Below are 15,976 nucleotides of genomic sequence, written 5' to 3'. Positions count from 1 at the left end.
TTCTATATCGATCCGCCAATTGAGACACTAAATATAATATGGCAAAAATCGTAAACGCGGTCGGCGGAGGGGATTTGCATCAAGAACTGGATCTTAATATTTTGCATAGCGTGATTGATGGGGAGATCGCTAGATATGATCCTGAACATTGGCCTGGATTATATTTAAGATTGACCCCAAACTCTCCTGCGGTTCTCGTATTCTCAAGTGGAAAATACAATATTGCAGGTGCAACATCTATTGAACATCTATTGGGATCTAATGGCGAATTTCTTTCAAGATTAGAGGAAATCGAGATAGTCGTTGCCGATCCTTATTTTGAAGTACGCAATCTGGTACTATTAGACGATCTTGGAAAAGAGCTCGATCTTGGACAAATCGCGATCGCATTAGGACTAGAATCGACAGAGTATGAACCAGAACAATTCCCTGGATTGTTATATCGTCCTAATGAGCTTGAAGGAACGTTTCTAATATTCCGTACTGGAAATATTTTACTAACTGGGCTCGCCACCCGTTCAGAGGCGGAAAAAGCATTTGATGAGTTATTTGAAGACCTCACAACACTGTTACCATGACTACAATTTATGAGGGCTGACTACTGACTTTCAGTAACGAATCCAATACGTGAGAATGACTCTTAACCCACTCCAATTTTCTGAAGAGGTTAACAAGCAATACCTTCGCTATCAACTAACCTCTGCCCGCCTTACCGACGAGATTCTTAGCAACCAATTCGAAGAGAAGCTCTGGCGAAACGACTCCCCGCTATTCAAAGGCCCGTTCGTCTCACTGAGCCGTGCCTACAAGGAAGGTTCTCGAGTCAGCGACCTCGTTGACGACGGGACGCTCCACAATCGCATGCGAGGAATCGTGCCGTATGAACACCTCTACGAACACCAAGAGCAAGCGCTTCATTCGATCAAAGACGGCAATGACACGCTTGTGACGACCGGAACGGGATCCGGCAAGACTGAGGCATTCCTTTATCCGATCGTCGACCGCTGCCTTAGGCTCAACGAGGATCCTGACGCTCCTGATGGCGTGACGGCCGTCATCGTCTATCCGATGAACGCCCTAGCAGCCGACCAGCTCGATCGCCTTCGAGAACTCCTCGTGGGTACCGGCGTCACGTTCGGTCGATACGTCGGCCCAACCCCTGAAGACGAAACTGGGCTCTCGTTCGAGGGTCGAAAAGTCCCCGAAGGAACGTCTCGCGAAGAGTACCAGGAACTCCGTGAGGAGGTCGACGAGGACGAGAACGTCGTCCACCTGCCACCTGAAGAGCGCTACACCCGTGAGCAGATTCGAGCAGACCCTCCGCAAATCCTTCTGGTGAACAAGGCCATCCTCGAGTTCCAACTCACCCGTGGAAAAGACCTCGATCTGTTCCTTGACGCTCCGCTGGAGTACGTCGTGATGGACGAGGCTCACACCAATACCGGTGCGCAGGGTGCTGAGATTTCACTGCTGCTCCGCCGGCTGAAATCGCTCGCGAAACCGCCAAAGGGTTATACCTCGAACATCGCGACGAGTGCGACCATCGTCGACGAGAAACACGAGGATGAGGGGCAGCGATTCATGGCTCGTCTGTTCGGCGTCGACAAAGGCAACGTCTCCATCGTCCGTGAGTCGTACCAGGGCATCGACTGGCCCGACGACCGATACGACACGACGCTTCCGCCGAAGCCAACAGACCTCTTTCAGCGAACGCTCCAGGCCATCTCGATGGACGATGGCCCAGCGAAGAACGCCGAAATCGAGATCATCTACGAGGAACTCACGGGCCGTGCGTTACCAGCAGGCGACGATATCCAGGAGCGACTTTTTGATGGGTTGCTGCAGAACGAATTCGCTCACCTGATTCACTACTACGGAAACACCGTTCGGTCGTTGGAAGACCTCGTCGATAGCGTCTGGGAGGGATCCGACCGAGGTGTGACGGCCACACGCGATGGTGATCGCGAGGAGATTCTAACGTACCTCGTGCTTGGTGCTGCGGCGGAAAAAGAGGAAACGCCGCTGTTCAGACCGAAACTGCACTACTTCGTGAAAGGGCTAGAAGGGGCGGTCGCAGTCCTCGAGAAGGGCGACGATGCACGCCCAGCCCGCCCGGATCTCTTCCTTAACGCCGATGACGCGAAGAAACGCTACGACGGACGGCGTGATGATACCGCATTTTTCCCGGTTCTCGTCTGTCCTCAGTGTGGTCAGCACCACTACGAGCAGTACGTACAGGACGCCACGAGTTCGCCTGGTGACGAACTGAAAGGTGGTCACCAGACGAAGAGTGGAACTGTATTTTTCCCCGATGAAACCGACACCGAGTCACGCGTTCTCTTCACAGATACTATCGTCCATAACGACGACGAGTGGGGTCCCGGTGACTCGAACAAACACTCAGAGGGCTACGTCTGCTATGCGTGCGGTGCACTCCACAAGGGCGAACAGGACTCCTGTGGGTGCTGTGAGCGAAAGGGAACGCTCCTCCAAGTACTGATTCTCGAGAGCGTCGACGAGGTCTCCAGCTGTCCTGTCTGTCGCTACAACCAGGGTTACGGGAACAACTACTACGACGACCCGTTCCGAGCCCTTCGCGAGGTCACCGTCGCGAACGTCTATGTCCTCGCTCAGGACATGCTCAATCAAGCAGATGACGAAGGCGAACGCCTGATTGTCTTCACTGATAACCGCCAAGAGGCGGCGTTTCAGGCTGGTTGGATGCAGGACCGTGCACGCCGGTATCGCTTCCGGCGCCTGCTCTATAACTATCTCCCCGAACTGCCGGATGATCCGGACGAGGAACCTCCCGAGATTAGCATCACGACGGTTGTCGAGCGACTCGCTGATACGCTGATGGAAGACAAGGGGCGAGCGAAACTCATCGCGCCAGAAGTCTTCGAGGAAAATCTCGAGAACGCATACGACTCGAAGCTTCGACGGTCACTCGAACGTTATCTGACTGTTCAGGTGCTTCGTGAGGTTTCAACATCATACAGCACCCGGGCCAGCCTCGAGACCTGGGGTAAGCTTCGCGTCCACTACGCCGGTGTCGACACCTCGAATGAGGCCATCCGTGATCTCGCGGCCGAGTACCACCAAGCCCCCGAAACACTGGTGGCATGGCTTCAGAGCTTACTCGATGGCGCACGGAAGCGGCAGATGCTTCACCATCAGCGTGAACCGATTTTCTCGCAAACGTGGGACAACCGGCTCGACTTGGTGAGAAACCAGTACCTGCCACCCATTGATTTCTATCCCTCCGGGATGCGACTTGAAGGGTCCTCCAATGACGCTGGATCTCAATATATCAAGAAATGGGTGGGGAAAAGCACAACTGGAATCGAAGACTGGGCTCAGCGTCTCGACTTAGAGAATACCGAACGTGAATCGTTCCTCGGAGATGTCTGGAACTTGCTTACTGAAGAACTTGGCCTGTTGACCAGGCTTGATTCGCTCAAATGGGCGTCAGGCGACCCCATTAAAGGGACGCAGAACGTCTATCAGGTCGACGCTCACCGAATCGGTATCTCAAAGCAGGACGAGCGATATCGCTGCTCGTTCTGCGGTCGCATCCATCCACGACCCACACCAAATCACGCTTGCACTCGCTGGCGGTGCTCGGAGGGTGAAGTGGAATTTATGGAGGATACCGAACCGAGGGATTACGACCTCGTCGAACTCGAAGATGCAGATACCTTCGTGATGGCTGAAGAGCACACGGCACAGGTCCCGAACAAACAGCGGGAACGTATCGAGCGCGAGTTCAAAGAAGGCCGTGACGTTAACGCCCTCGTCGCGACGCCGACACTCGAGCTTGGCGTCGACATCGGGGCTCTTGATATGGTTCTCCTTCGGAACGTCCCACCGCAAGCCGCCAACTACTGGCAGCGTGCAGGCCGAGCAGGACGGCGTAACCGGATGGCGATTATCTATACCTACGCTCGCTCGAATCCCCACGATCTCCACTTCTTCAAACAGCCAGAGGCGCTTCTTGACGGGGACGTCCGACCACCGAATTTCAACTTACAAAATCCGGTGATGATCCGTAAGCACGTTCATGCGGCGGTTCTCACCGAAATACATGCGGAGCTCCTCGACGAGGATGAGAAGTGGATTGACGCTGTCATCCCCGGTCGAATCGGTGATGTCGTCTTCGACGACCGACAACCACGAGAAAATTTGGAACCAGTCGTCAAGCCACTCCGCGAAGCACTTGCTGATGAGAGCCGTAAAGAGCGCATTCTCAATCGACTCGAAAACTCGTTCACCCAAGAGTGGCCAGATGATCCAGATTACGTCTCTCGTGATCAACTTGAGACGTACGTCGGCGAGATGGCAGACGAGCTTGAAGGAACGTACCAGCGCGTTCTTGATCGTCTCACATGGGCGTGGGAGCAGCGACGCCGCCTCGCTCAGAAGGAGGTCGATGGGGAAACGCTGACAGACGAAGAACGCCGGTTCAAATCTCGGTGTGAGAGCACCATTGACATACTTCGACCCTACTCGACTAGTGATTCGAATGACGCCGATCAGGGCTATCGTACGTACACACTCTCGGTTCTCTCCCAAGAAGGATTCCTACCGGGCTACGCGACGTCTCGCGAAGGCGTGGTCGCGTCGGCAGAACGCGCGTACTCACGTGGCTGGGACAAATTTGAGTTCGATATCAATCGGCCAAACACGATCGCGATTCACGAACACGTCCCTGGGAATCGAATCTACGCGAATGGGGGCAAGTACCAGGTGAGTTACTACAAATTCCCGGCGAGCGACGAGATCAAGAACCCACGAGAGTGGGACGTTGATCCCGCCCGCTACGCAGTCACGAACAAAATGGAAGTGGAGGCAGGCTACAATAACCCACAAGCTACAGAGGTCTCATCGCTTCCGCTCGTTGACTCACAGCTCCGATTCATCAGTCACGTCGAGGAACTCGAGAATACGCGGTTTCGAATGCCGAGTGTCACTGCTGGGGTGCTTCGAAAACGACATGACGGGGGGCGTCGCTACGAGTTTACTGACCAGACCGTTGACCACCGTGAAAGCCAGTTCGTGACAATTCTGAACTTTGGTCCCGAGCAGCCTGATCAAGATCGACCGCTCGGCTATCCGATCTGTACCGTTTGTGGCGGCGTTCGGAGCCCCTACGATAGCGACGATCGGATCGAAGATTTCGTCGAGTATCACGAGGAGCATTGTGGCGAAGAACCAGGGTACTTCGCACTCCATGTTCACAGCGACGTTGATGGCCTCCTGTTCACGGAACTAGCCTCACAGGGGGACGCTGTGAGCCTGGGTGAAGCGATGACGCTTATCGGCAGCCACCTCTTCGATATGGAGCGCGACGATCTGCAATGGCTTCCAATTCCCGTGGACGACGAAATGTGGCAACTGTTTCTCTACGATCCAATGCCTGGCGGGAGCGGACTGCTTGAGCAATTCATCAATGAATGGGATGCAGTCTACGACGCCGCTATAGAGCTTCTTGGGAGCTGTCCGAGTGCCTGTTCGACGAGTTGTTATGACTGTCTTCGGACGTACTTTAATCAATTCTACCACGACCAACTCGACCGTCACCGTGCACTTGAGCTCATTCAAGGAATGGGTCAGGAATCAATAGCATCGAACCCAATCGAACCTATTAACGAGGTCGAAGAGGAGAGTAACCAGGACACGAACATATGGGAGAAACGACTCGAGGATATTGTCTGTAATGAATGGGGCTATAATAGATTCGAGCCACAGGGAAAGATCGATCTTCCGCATATCAATGCATACACTCTCCCTGATTTATTCCATGAAGAAGCCGAGATTGCTATTTATTTGGATGGTCCAATACACAGTGAACAAGAACAGAAACAGAAAGACAAGTATCTCCGAAATGCGTTGAAGGCAGAAGGGTGGACTGTGATTGAGATTCATATCGAAGACTTTGAAAATGATCCAATGATGGACGTTTATCGAGCGCAGATCGGGAATCATCTTGACAATTTGTGATTCCCGCGTTAGTAGAACTCATTAATTACTTGACTTCGCACGTTAGAGGAACATGCCTTCGATCTGGTGCATTAGCTCGTCGATGCTGCGGTTGGGGCTGGTGAGTGCCCAAGAGAGAAGGTTCTCGACGCTTTCCCGGAAGGATCGTTTGAGGTCGTTGCGAAGCGAAGTCGCACGTGCGAGAATCGTTCCAAGAGTGCTGGATGCAGCACCGAGCTTGAGGAGACTGTAGGCCAGCATCAGCAGGTGCCAGTGCCGACTGGCACTTGCGCCATGCCGGAGCTCGCAATCTCCAAAACCAAGATCCTGCTTAGTGTCTCTGAAGAACGTCTCCACCCGCCATCTCATCGCGTACAACTCGATGAGATGGCTCGCTGGCGCGTCGGTCTTGTTCGAGACGATGTACTTCACGCTTGGTTCCTCGTCTTCCTCACTCGATTCCTTCTTCGTAATGAGCAACTTCACCTTCCCGAGACGGCTTACGTCACGTTTCTGCGTCCAGATGTGATAGGTTTCACCGTTGATCGTGCGTGGGACTGTGTCGATGCGCTCGGCCAGCGCATCGACACGGATGCGCTCACCTCCATAGGTGACGCGTGCGTCGCTTTTGACCGCTGAAACCCACTCCTTCCCGTTGGTTTCGAGGTGGGTGACAAACTCCTCAGAACAATAGGTCATGTCGAAGAGATAGGTGTCCGCCGGGACACCTATCTCGATGAGTTCGTCAATGAGCTCGATGGCAAGTTCGACGCGTCGCTTGGCGTCTTTTTCATAGAGACGAAATCCGAGCGGGGGTTTTTTCGTCGGCGTAGAGTGCGTAGATGAGATTCTGTCCCCAGATGTACCCAGGACCGGTGTGGTCGTAGAATTTCCCGGCATTGAGAATCTGCTCGCCGGTCTTGTGCGTGAAGGTGTCGTCATCATCGACGACACCTTCACTGCTCCACCTCGTGTCGTCGGCTTGTTGAAGAAGCTCCAAGCGTTCTTTGTTGAGTTGGACTTCGTCCCAGTCGTACTCGGTGAGGAACTTGTTCAACACCCGTTCGCTTTTGGCCGGGAGGACAAGCGTCGAAATCCCTTGAACGGTCTTGTTGCTGGCCGCAACAAGACCTGTGACGTAGGTCTTGGCATGGTGTTTCTGCCTCGTCGAGAAACACTCTAACTGGTCAATCGGCTCCGTACATGACAAGAACGACGTGATCGGCAGCATCAGCAGTTTCTACACTCATTACGCGCTCAGTCAGCATAACGTGCGAAGTCAAGTAGTTAGCCGCATACTATTTGAAGCACTGGAATGAGTGGTATACCTATGCCAGCGTTTGAGGGACTGTATTTTCAAGAACTCGAACCTCAGGACGTTCGGGAATACTGGGCGGATGAAGCACGTCAGTTCACGCCGTGGTTGGCTACTGAAATCCAATCAGAGGACACATCCTATCTAGAGGATGTTCTTGAGTTAGATCTCGAGGTAATTGAAGTCGAGAAACGCGTCGGCAAGTACAGTGTCGATATTTTGGCCCGCGTTGAAGGAGATGGACGAAACGTCGTCATTGAAAATCAGCTCACTACCTCCGATCATGATCACCTCGGGAAAGCAATCGCGTACGCAGCTGGTGTTGATGCGGACATCATCGTCTGGATCGCACCCCAGTTCAATGACGAACACAGTGATGCGATTCAATGGCTCAACGACAATAGCCGCGAAAGGATCGATCTATTCGCGATCCGATTGGAGGTATGGAAGATCGGCGACTCTGATCCGGCAGTGCGATTTAATCCTGCTGAACAGCCCAGCGAGTGGAAAGAACGGGCTCGACGCGCGAAGAACGAACTATCTGAGCAAGAGGAACGACGCGAGGAATTCTGGATTGCGTTTCGGGACAGGATTGAGGAAGATGAAACACCGCTCCAGCCACGAAAACCCAGTCCCCGGTTGTACTATTCGAACCCGATCGGAAAGTCCGGATTCCATCTCTCCTTCGTGTTCAATACGACAGAAGACGAGCGGTACATCAGTCTGATTATTGAGGACGACGAGGAGACCTATTGGCAACTAGAAGCCGAGCGTGAGCAGATCGAAGACGAGATCGGCGAGTCACTCGTCTGGATCGAACCTGAAAAGACCCGCGGTGGAAACATGCGTAGCCAGCTCCAGCTGCGAACTAACGGGACGCTGGCCGATCGGGATATGTGGGAAGATCACATCGGTTGGTTCCTGACCTATGGCGAGCGTTTCTACAATGTCTTTCATGACCGTGTTTAGCGGCGCTAAGAATAGCCACTGATTTTGCGAGTATCCTCACAATCCCCTCTACAATCCAAGCTCTTCACGAACGTCGGCCTCAGTAAGAACCCCGCTCTCAACAAAGAAATCCTGTAACCCAACACCCTGATATCCACCAGGACCAAGCCGAAACTCCGGATCTCGGAGCGAATTCTCAAGCAGTTCAATAACGGCGTTAGCCTCAAGCAACCGGACCTCCCGAATCGGCGTCCGGATCTTCAGCGCACGAATTTCTTCACGAGCCTCATCAACGAACGACCCCGAGATAACGGCGAAATAGATATTGTCAAAGCCTCGCCGTTGGAGCTCGCTAATATGCTGATTGATGTAGTCTTCAAATTGTCGTTCAGCGTCCGTTCGTAGTCGATAGGGCTCACCACTTGATTTGGCATCGTAAATAACCGCGTAACTGCTGTCGTTCCCCCGGTAGGTGAAAATCCCATCCGGATTGCGCCCACTTCCTTGCCCGAGATCCTCGACATTGTAGCCAAGAATTCGGAAACACACTGCAAGCCGATTCTCGAACAATGACTCAACGGTTGTCCCGTTTTGCTCTGCCAAGGCTATCATCTGGTCCGTCCGTCTCGCCAAGTCGGGGAGGATCGAGACGATCGGTGGGATATAACTACTCGGCAGTGTCTCGGCTGGTTCGGCTACAGCTACCGTCTCAGACTCTGGTTCACTAGCTGGCTCCGACTCCGTAGTCGCCTCCACCTCTGCCTCTTCGCGGTGTTGCCAGTAGTAAAAGGCATGCTCAATATCCCAGAGATGGATATCCTCGCCGGTATACTCAGTAAGGATCTCGCGCATTCGTTCGTTCAGTGCGCGGAACTGAAGGTACGTCTCTGCAAGATCCTCTGTTGGCTCCCAGATCGCTAAGTCCGACAGTGCCCGCCGCATTGAGGTGTAGTAGATCGGGTGCGTATCCGGATTCTGCAACTGCCAAAAGTAGGAGAGAAAGTACGGAATCGAGCCGAGTCGCGGCGCGCTTCGAAGGTTATCAACGTCCGCTCTCAGTTCCTCGACGTACTGTTCAAGCGTCCGTATCTGTGCTTCAATCTCGGAGTCATCCTGTGGTTCCTACAGGACGGTCCGGAGTAACTCGGCAAGCTCCTGTTCACGAGATTCCCCAGAGGAGTTATAGAGCATATTGAAAAACATCATCCCGTTCATTCCTTTGAACCCCCAGAGCCGATGTCGCTTGTTTTGGCCGTCTATTTCTGATTTGAATTCCCCAGGTGCGAGATTTCCCTCAACGAAGTCACTCAGCGTTTCGAGAAGAGTCGGGATCCGTTCTCTACGAGCGGTATCGAGTTTATCTGGAGGAAACCCGCCGGCACTCACGGATTCAACGTCCGAGAAATTCGCTTGGTACGTCTCCCACACATCTCTCACCTGTCCTGCAATATCACGGTCCATGATCGAAGCGTTAGAGACAGCGATGAAAAGATCCGACGATTCATCCCCGTTCACTGGCTCCATGCAGTGAAAGCTAAACGCCCAACCCGGACGGCGAGATCGATACATCGAGTGGATGTCCGAGGTTCCTGTAGCGTTCGTCCAGCGAATAAGCGAAGCAGCGTTCCTCGTCGACGATCCGAAGCTCCAGCTGGAAATCCTCACGTCGATCCCTGGGATCGGGCCTGCGACCGCAACAGTCGTTCTCGCGTTTCACGATCCGATGAACTATGCAATCGGTGATCGATACATGGTTGCAGCTCTCTTCGGTGAGGATCGAGCACTACGGTTCTCTGACTACCCGCGACTCCTCACTGCACTCCGTGACCGGAATCCGGGTGAGTTTGATCTCCGGACTGTCGAGAAGGCCTACTACCAGCAGTATCGAGCCGCACACACTGTTGGCCGTTGGTAAAGAGCTTATCCTCTACTGAGAACAAACGGGTCTCCCCATTTCAGAAGCGACCCACAGTATGCAACGTCGATCTCAAAACGACTCCCTTGCATAAGGCACCACTGAAAAGGAGCAACGGAATTAAATTGCGTCACCCTATAACATGGCTGTCGACGGGCTACCTGCCATCGACAGAGATCTTATCGGCCCTCACCCCAACGGGCCGATTTCCACGCAGACTGCTCACGTGATCGCTACCCAAGCCCAGCACTACCAACCTAGCCCTCCAAGAGTTTATCCCAGAAGACGGGCCCACCCAGGCGTATGCCCGCCGGAACCCCCGACGAATGGCTGTTCGAAGACTGGCTACTGATCGCCCGCGCACTCACCGCTGCAACGCACGAAGATTGCCGGTGCTACGAGTGTGATACGATCGATGCCCTGCTCGGCGATATCGCTCACTACTGGGACCGCGACGACCACGAACTGACCCAACTACTGCACTGACGGCAAACCCCCGGGAAGCTGTCGTAGATCCCCAATCAGGTCTATTGCCGCTCAGCAATAGTCTGATACTCCATATCGAACCATCCCCTAGTTGGCTCTGAAGCTCTCTTCTCCCGGTGAGGAGGTCCAAATCTACCTAGATCCAGCTGACCCGGACGCTCACACCCATGGCACGGTCTGCAAAGTCGTTAACGTCCTAGCCAACGATCTCGACATTCAAACGGATCGTCCGATGAATGCCTACTCCTACAAAGTATCATTATCAGGAGAAACGGAACTATGCTAGCTGAATTCAACCACTACAGTGTTTTATGATCTCTTCGTTCGACGGACAAACCAGAACACGCGAAAGAGGCCAGTCAGATATCTCGCTAGATGCCCGACACTCGTCGTCGATTGGTTGTTCAGCCTGTGTCCAACAGCCAGTTCCGTACCCTTATTGGCGCGCATGATCTACCTCGAATCATTGCCTGTAGAGAGAGGCGTAGTCCAGACAGATTACGCGATTGCCGTCCAAAATCCATCAGCACGTCCTAACAATGAGCATCGATATACTGCATCTCATAACCGTCAGTAGCGTCCCGATCTACACCGATCTAGTCGTCTTTTTTCTCATTGGTCTCCTGGGCGGCGCCCACTGTATTGGAATGTGTGGCCCACTTGTGACGACTTACTCGAAGGGAATGACGAGCACGGAGGGCACGCTCACCTCCCACGAGGTGCGACAACACGGGCTGTTCAACGTCGGGCGGGCGGTAAGTTACGCGCTGATCGGAGGCCTGTTCGGACTGTTCGGGTCGGTCCTGTACGGGACAGTCTCGATCGTCGGCCTGCTACAGCCTATCCAGGCGGTCCTCGGGGTCGTAATCGGGGCGCTGATCATCGCCGCCGGACTCACCCGCCTGTTCGGCTACCGGCAGGGATCGGTTGAACATGCGACCTCGAAGCTCGGCGTGAGTGCTCTGTTCGGACGAGTGTACGCTCTTCTCACGAGCCGGATCAATCAGTGGGTCAACACACCCGGAATCGTCGGATTGGGGGCCCTCCACGGCCTGTTGCCCTGTATGTTACTCTATCCAGCATACCTGTACGTACTCGCACACGGAAGCGCAGTTTACGGAATTGTTGCTCTGGGCGCCCTCGGTATCGGAACGATCCCTTCGGTGTTTCTCTATGGAACCGTTATCGGTTCGATCGGCCTTGACGAGCGGCTCGTCCTCAATCGAGCGCTCGGTATCGGGTTTGTGATTCTTGGATATATCCCGCTCGCACACGGGCTGGCACTGCTCGGCGTTCCCGCTCCGATGTTCGATCTCCCGTTCTACCAGCCGTTCGGCGAGTACCTCCCAGGCGGCCACAACCACCACTGATCAGCCATGACCTGCACACTCTGTGAACTGCCGACGGGCGAACAGCCGGTAACCGACAGCGACGTCGACGGCGAGTTCTGCTGTCGGGGCTGTCTCGAGGTCTATCGGACGCTCGGCGATATCGACGTCGAAGAGCTCGACGCGACGGATCTCGCGGACGAACCCGCCATCGACCCTGACCTCGGCAAGACCACCTACCTCTCGGTCGACGGAATGCACTGCAAGACCTGTGAGCTGTTCATCGACGAGATCGCGGCCGACATCGAGGGCGTCTACGATGCCCAGTCGAGCTACGCGACCGAGATGGTCCGCATCCAGTACGACCCCGAGACGCTGAGCGAGGACGATATCATCGACGAGGTCAGCAGGCTGGGTTACCGGGCGTCACGCCCGACGGAGGAGGACGAGGGTGCGCGGAGCCGCTTCGAATTCGGGAAGTACCGCTCAGTGATCGCGCTGCTGGTCATGATGCCGGTCATGGTACCATACATCCTGTTCATCTATCCGACCTATCTGGGGCTCTATCCCGAGGAGTTCCTCTACAACTCGACGCTCGGAGCGATGGTATACGCGCCGCTGTTCGTCTGGAGCACGCTCATCATTGCCGGCCTCGGCTATCCGATGCTCCGGGGCGCCTACGTGAGTCTCAAGGTAGGCCAACCCAACATGGACGTCTTGATATCGCTCGCAGTACTTGCGGCCTACGGCTACTCAGCTGCGGCGTTTGCTATGGGTCAGCGTGACCTCTACTTCGACGTCGCGGTGATGATCCTCGTAGTCATCACCGTCGGCAACCACATCGAGTCGAGCGTTAAACGCAGCGCGCTGGGAAACCACTCAGATCTCACTAAATCCCGGATTACGACTGCCCGCAAGCTCCTCGAGGACGGCTCAACTGAGTCGGTTGACGTCGGCAGCTGTACGACCGGCGATCGCGTGCTCGTCAGGCCAGGCGAGCGGATTCCGGTCGACGGGTCGGTGGTCGACGGGACGGCCGCGGTCGACGAGGCGCTGATGACCGGCGAGTCAATTCCTCAGCCGAAATCGTCCGGCGACAACGTCCTCGGGGGGTCGGTCGTCACCGACAGCGCGCTGGTCATCGAGGTCGGCGACGACGCTGAGAGCACGCTCGACCGGCTCGTCGAACTGCTATGGAACGTCAAGAGCTCTGACTCGGGGATGCAGCGGCTCGCCGACCGATTCGCGGTGATCTTCGTCCCGCTGGTCGTCACGATATCGCTGCTGACGGCTGCGCTTTGGGTCTCGCTCGGGCTTCCGGTCGGCAGCGCGGTCCTGATCGGGGTGTCTGTGCTGGTGATCTCCTGTCCGTGCTCGCTGGGGATCGCGACGCCGCTCGCGCTCGCCGCGGGGACCAACGAAGCCTCCGAGCGCCAGATCCTGCTCCCGAACTCGAACGTCTTAGAGCGGGTCACCGATTCGGAGGTCATCGTCTTCGACAAGACGGGAACGCTCACGACCGGCAAGATGAGCGTCAAACGGACGATTCCGGCTACCGGCGAGGACGCAACGGAGGTACTCTCGCGAGCGGCGGCGATCGAGGGCCGGTCGAGCCACCCCGTCGGCGAGGCAATTGCCGCGGCGGGCGGGGCTACGGATGCGACTGTCGAAGGCTTTGAGCGCGAGGCCCGGGGCGTCTCCGCCGTCGTCAATGAGACGCCCGTGACGGTCGGTCACCCGACAGTTTTCGAGACCGACTGGGAGATCCCCGAATCGGTCACGGAAGCCATCGAGGGTGCTTTTGAGGCCGATACTCACCCGACAGTCGTTGGTTGGGACGGTGTCGCCCGAGGCGTGATCACGATCCGAGACACCCCGCGGGAGGGCTGGGAGTCGGTTGTCTCCGAGCTCGCCTCTGAGGGCCGGGAGATCGTCGTCCTGACGGGCGACGATGAACGCATGGCCAGGCGTTTCTCCGACCACCCCGATGTTGATGACGTCTTCTCAGGCGTTCGCCCCGAATCCAAGGAGGCAATCGTCGGTCGGCTTAGGTCCGAGGGGACCACGACAATGATCGGCGATGGGACGAATGACGCGCCCGCGCTCGCAAGCGCGGACCTCGGTATCGCGCTAGCGAGCGGGACGGAAGTCGCGATGGATGCCGCCGACGCGGTCGTAATGAACGACGACCTCTCGGCGATCCCCGAGATTTTCGAAATCGCCCACTCGACACAGAAACGGATCCGACAGAACATCGCGTGGGCGATCGGCTACAATTTGATCGCAATTCCACTAGCAGTGCTCGGCTACATCAATCCGCTAATCGCTGCCGTCATAATGGCAATCAGCAGTCTCATTGTTGTCGCAAACTCGGGACGACGTTCACTACCGTGGTTCGGATCAAATGCGGATGGGGGCACTGAAACGTCATCAGTAGGAAGTGCTACTAACGACACCCCTTCGTGAGGTAACGTCTCCTCTGTCTACCTGTTTCCGCATCTTCTGAGTGATGTATTTGGGATTGGGGGCGAGTCCACTAACTAAGTCTCATGTGATCGCTGCCCAGTTCCACTACTACCAACTCAAAACTCTGAGATTTTTCCCAGAAGACGGACCCACCCAAGCGTCTGCCCGCCGGGATCCCTGACGAATGGCTGTTCGACGACTGGCAGCTGACCGCCCGCGCACTCACCGCCACAATGCATGAGGACTGTCGATGCTACAAATGTGACACCATCGACGTCCTGCTCGGTGACATCGCTCACTACTGGGACCTCGACGAGAACGAACTAGCTGAAGTGATAGCCTGATTGAGGCCGCGTGTAACACCATCCAGATCCCAATTACCGATGTTGCATGCGGCTTTCACTACAAAGGAGCTCACCACGTGAGGAGACGGAATGATTGATCTGCCTCAAAGGACTCGTTCCCATATGATCGAAGTCACATACGAGGACGCCACTAATGAGGTAACGACGGTTCAGGCTAATGAAGCGAATATAACGCCCCAAGAGCGCTATCTCCAAATACGAATTACAGACGACGAACGCCAACTCAATATCCCGACACGAAGAGTGATCTCCGTCGAACGTGATCTCGAAGAAGGAGATACGGATGAACGGACAGCAAGCGCACAGTATCTCTAAATCGCTTTAGCAAGCCGCTCTCGGGATACTTCGGGATGTTTGGGCTCCATCCAGAAGATAACACTCAACACTGGCTCTACCAGATCAGCTGCTGGAGACTGTAGTATCCTTGTCTCGCTTTGCTCGCCATTTGTCGAATCTCACTGGAGCTCCGCTTTCACCGACCGTCGCACCAACGAACGCACCGATGCTGGCGCCTGTCCGTGCTGCGTTTCGACTGGTCACTCCTCCGATTGCAGCCCCGCCAGCTGCACCAAGAGCTGCATATTTCGCCCGGTTGATCCGACGCTTGGCTTTTGCATTCATCAAGTACTGTTGGACCGCGTCGGAGTAAAACTAGCCGATGCGAAGACCGCTACGAGGCGTTTGATGCCCAACAGACCGCCGTATCGTATTGCAGAATTCAATACTGAGAAAATACCCTACCGGGATCCGCATACGGCAGTTCCCTGTCTCTGGGCCATCAGTCACGAGATCGGTCCCGCTCTCAAAATATCGTACGTAAGCGCCGCAGATAATCAGGCGAAAATTCTATCTGATCGTCTCAATTGGGCTGCTCTCACGGTTTTCCTCAAGCCGGTCACTTAGGAGACTCGCAGCCGGTTGTGTCTACATGCCATTCGAAGCAACGATCACATCGATCCACCAGATGACTCCCCAAGTAAAACAGTTCATCATTGAAGCCGACGAGCCGTTCGAATTCGAACCCGGACAGCATACGACGGTTCAGTTTGAACAAGATGATCCCGACGAAGACGAGGACCAAGAGGTCGTCCGGCCATACACGGCCACCAACACGCCGGGCAACACTGCGATCACACTCGCCATCAAACGCTACGATGACGGAACCGCGTCAGTA

The 15,976-nt window shown here is 55.1% G+C and carries 11 protein-coding genes and 1 pseudogene; 9 read left to right on the top strand and 3 right to left on the bottom strand.

The genetic code is table 11. The annotated features are described in order from the left end of the window. Window positions 1-38 precede the first annotated feature (38 nt). Together EAO80_RS17375 and EAO80_RS17370 are read left to right on the top strand one after the other, a co-directional pair. On the top strand, window positions 39-578 hold the full coding sequence (locus tag EAO80_RS17375; RefSeq protein WP_122091101.1) for a TATA-box-binding protein: 540 nt from the start codon (window positions 39-41) through the stop codon (window positions 576-578). Between the two features lie 55 nt (window positions 579-633). Next, the gene (locus EAO80_RS17370; protein WP_122091100.1) at window positions 634-6,000 is read left to right on the top strand and encodes a DEAD/DEAH box helicase; all 5,367 of its coding nucleotides are present in this window, start codon (window positions 634-636) and stop codon (window positions 5,998-6,000) included. A 42-nt stretch (window positions 6,001-6,042) separates the two neighbouring features. On the opposite strand, the pseudogene EAO80_RS17365 reads toward EAO80_RS17370, so the two are convergent. Then, window positions 6,043-7,210, bottom strand: a pseudogene (locus tag EAO80_RS17365) (IS701 family transposase). A 99-nt stretch (window positions 7,211-7,309) separates the two neighbouring features. Between EAO80_RS17365 and EAO80_RS17360 the strand changes: the two are divergent. Next, entirely contained in the window at window positions 7,310-8,263 is a 954-nt protein-coding gene (locus EAO80_RS17360) for a DUF4268 domain-containing protein (RefSeq protein ID WP_122091099.1), read from the top strand. A gap of 48 nt (window positions 8,264-8,311) precedes the next feature. Here the strand turns inward: EAO80_RS17360 and EAO80_RS17355 are convergent, their stop codons facing one another. Both EAO80_RS17355 and EAO80_RS17350 read right to left on the bottom strand, forming a co-directional pair. Next, entirely contained in the window at window positions 8,312-9,184 is an 873-nt protein-coding gene (locus tag EAO80_RS17355) for a PDDEXK family nuclease (protein WP_122091098.1), read from the bottom strand. Window positions 9,185-9,364: 180 nt separating this feature from the next. After that, on the bottom strand, window positions 9,365-9,703 hold the full coding sequence (locus EAO80_RS17350) for a hypothetical protein (protein ID WP_162994061.1): 339 nt from the start codon (window positions 9,701-9,703) through the stop codon (window positions 9,365-9,367). A gap of 115 nt (window positions 9,704-9,818) precedes the next feature. Between EAO80_RS17350 and EAO80_RS17345 the strand changes: the two genes are divergently transcribed. The 6 genes from EAO80_RS17345 to EAO80_RS17310 all read left to right on the top strand — a co-directional run. Then, entirely contained in the window at window positions 9,819-10,157 is a 339-nt protein-coding gene (locus EAO80_RS17345) for a hypothetical protein (RefSeq protein ID WP_122091096.1), read from the top strand. Between the two features lie 303 nt (window positions 10,158-10,460). Then, window positions 10,461-10,643 carry a hypothetical protein gene (locus tag EAO80_RS17340; protein WP_122091095.1) on the top strand — a complete coding sequence of 61 codons (183 nt, stop codon included), beginning with the start codon at window positions 10,461-10,463 and terminating at the stop codon, window positions 10,641-10,643. Between the two features lie 539 nt (window positions 10,644-11,182). Beyond that, entirely contained in the window at window positions 11,183-12,013 is an 831-nt protein-coding gene (locus EAO80_RS17335) for a sulfite exporter TauE/SafE family protein (protein ID WP_122091094.1), read from the top strand. A 6-nt stretch (window positions 12,014-12,019) separates the two neighbouring features. After that, entirely contained in the window at window positions 12,020-14,437 is a 2,418-nt protein-coding gene (locus EAO80_RS17330; protein ID WP_122091093.1) for a heavy metal translocating P-type ATPase, read from the top strand. Between the two features lie 467 nt (window positions 14,438-14,904). Next, window positions 14,905-15,117, top strand: a complete 213-nt coding sequence (locus tag EAO80_RS17320; RefSeq protein ID WP_122091091.1) for a hypothetical protein — start codon at window positions 14,905-14,907, stop codon at window positions 15,115-15,117. A 613-nt stretch (window positions 15,118-15,730) separates the two neighbouring features. Then, window positions 15,731-15,976 (top strand): FAD-binding oxidoreductase (locus EAO80_RS17310; RefSeq protein WP_245998695.1); only part of this gene is annotated, 246 nt, incomplete at its 3' end.

The sequence above is a fragment of the Halalkalicoccus subterraneus genome, assembly GCF_003697815.1.
Lineage (GTDB): Archaea > Halobacteriota > Halobacteria > Halobacteriales > Halalkalicoccaceae > Halalkalicoccus > Halalkalicoccus subterraneus.
Note: the sequence above shows the minus strand (reverse complement) of the source record. Positions and strands in the feature narration are given on the sequence as shown.

Coding starts and splice junctions, on each gene's coding strand:
- EAO80_RS17360 (WP_122091099.1), top strand. CDS start 7,310: ATGCCAGCGTTTGAGGGACTGTATTTTCAAGAACTCGAACCTCAGGAC.
- EAO80_RS17370 (WP_122091100.1), top strand. CDS start 634: ATGACTCTTAACCCACTCCAATTTTCTGAAGAGGTTAACAAGCAATAC.
- EAO80_RS17330 (WP_122091093.1), top strand. CDS start 12,020: ATGACCTGCACACTCTGTGAACTGCCGACGGGCGAACAGCCGGTAACC.
- EAO80_RS17335 (WP_122091094.1), top strand. CDS start 11,183: ATGAGCATCGATATACTGCATCTCATAACCGTCAGTAGCGTCCCGATC.
- EAO80_RS17350 (WP_162994061.1), bottom strand. CDS start 9,703: ATGGACCGTGATATTGCAGGACAGGTGAGAGATGTGTGGGAGACGTAC.
- EAO80_RS17355 (WP_122091098.1), bottom strand. CDS start 9,184: ATGCGGCGGGCACTGTCGGACTTAGCGATCTGGGAGCCAACAGAGGAT.
- EAO80_RS17375 (WP_122091101.1), top strand. CDS start 39: ATGGCAAAAATCGTAAACGCGGTCGGCGGAGGGGATTTGCATCAAGAA.
- EAO80_RS17340 (WP_122091095.1), top strand. CDS start 10,461: ATGCCCGCCGGAACCCCCGACGAATGGCTGTTCGAAGACTGGCTACTG.
- EAO80_RS17345 (WP_122091096.1), top strand. CDS start 9,819: ATGTCCGAGGTTCCTGTAGCGTTCGTCCAGCGAATAAGCGAAGCAGCG.
- EAO80_RS17320 (WP_122091091.1), top strand. CDS start 14,905: ATGATCGAAGTCACATACGAGGACGCCACTAATGAGGTAACGACGGTT.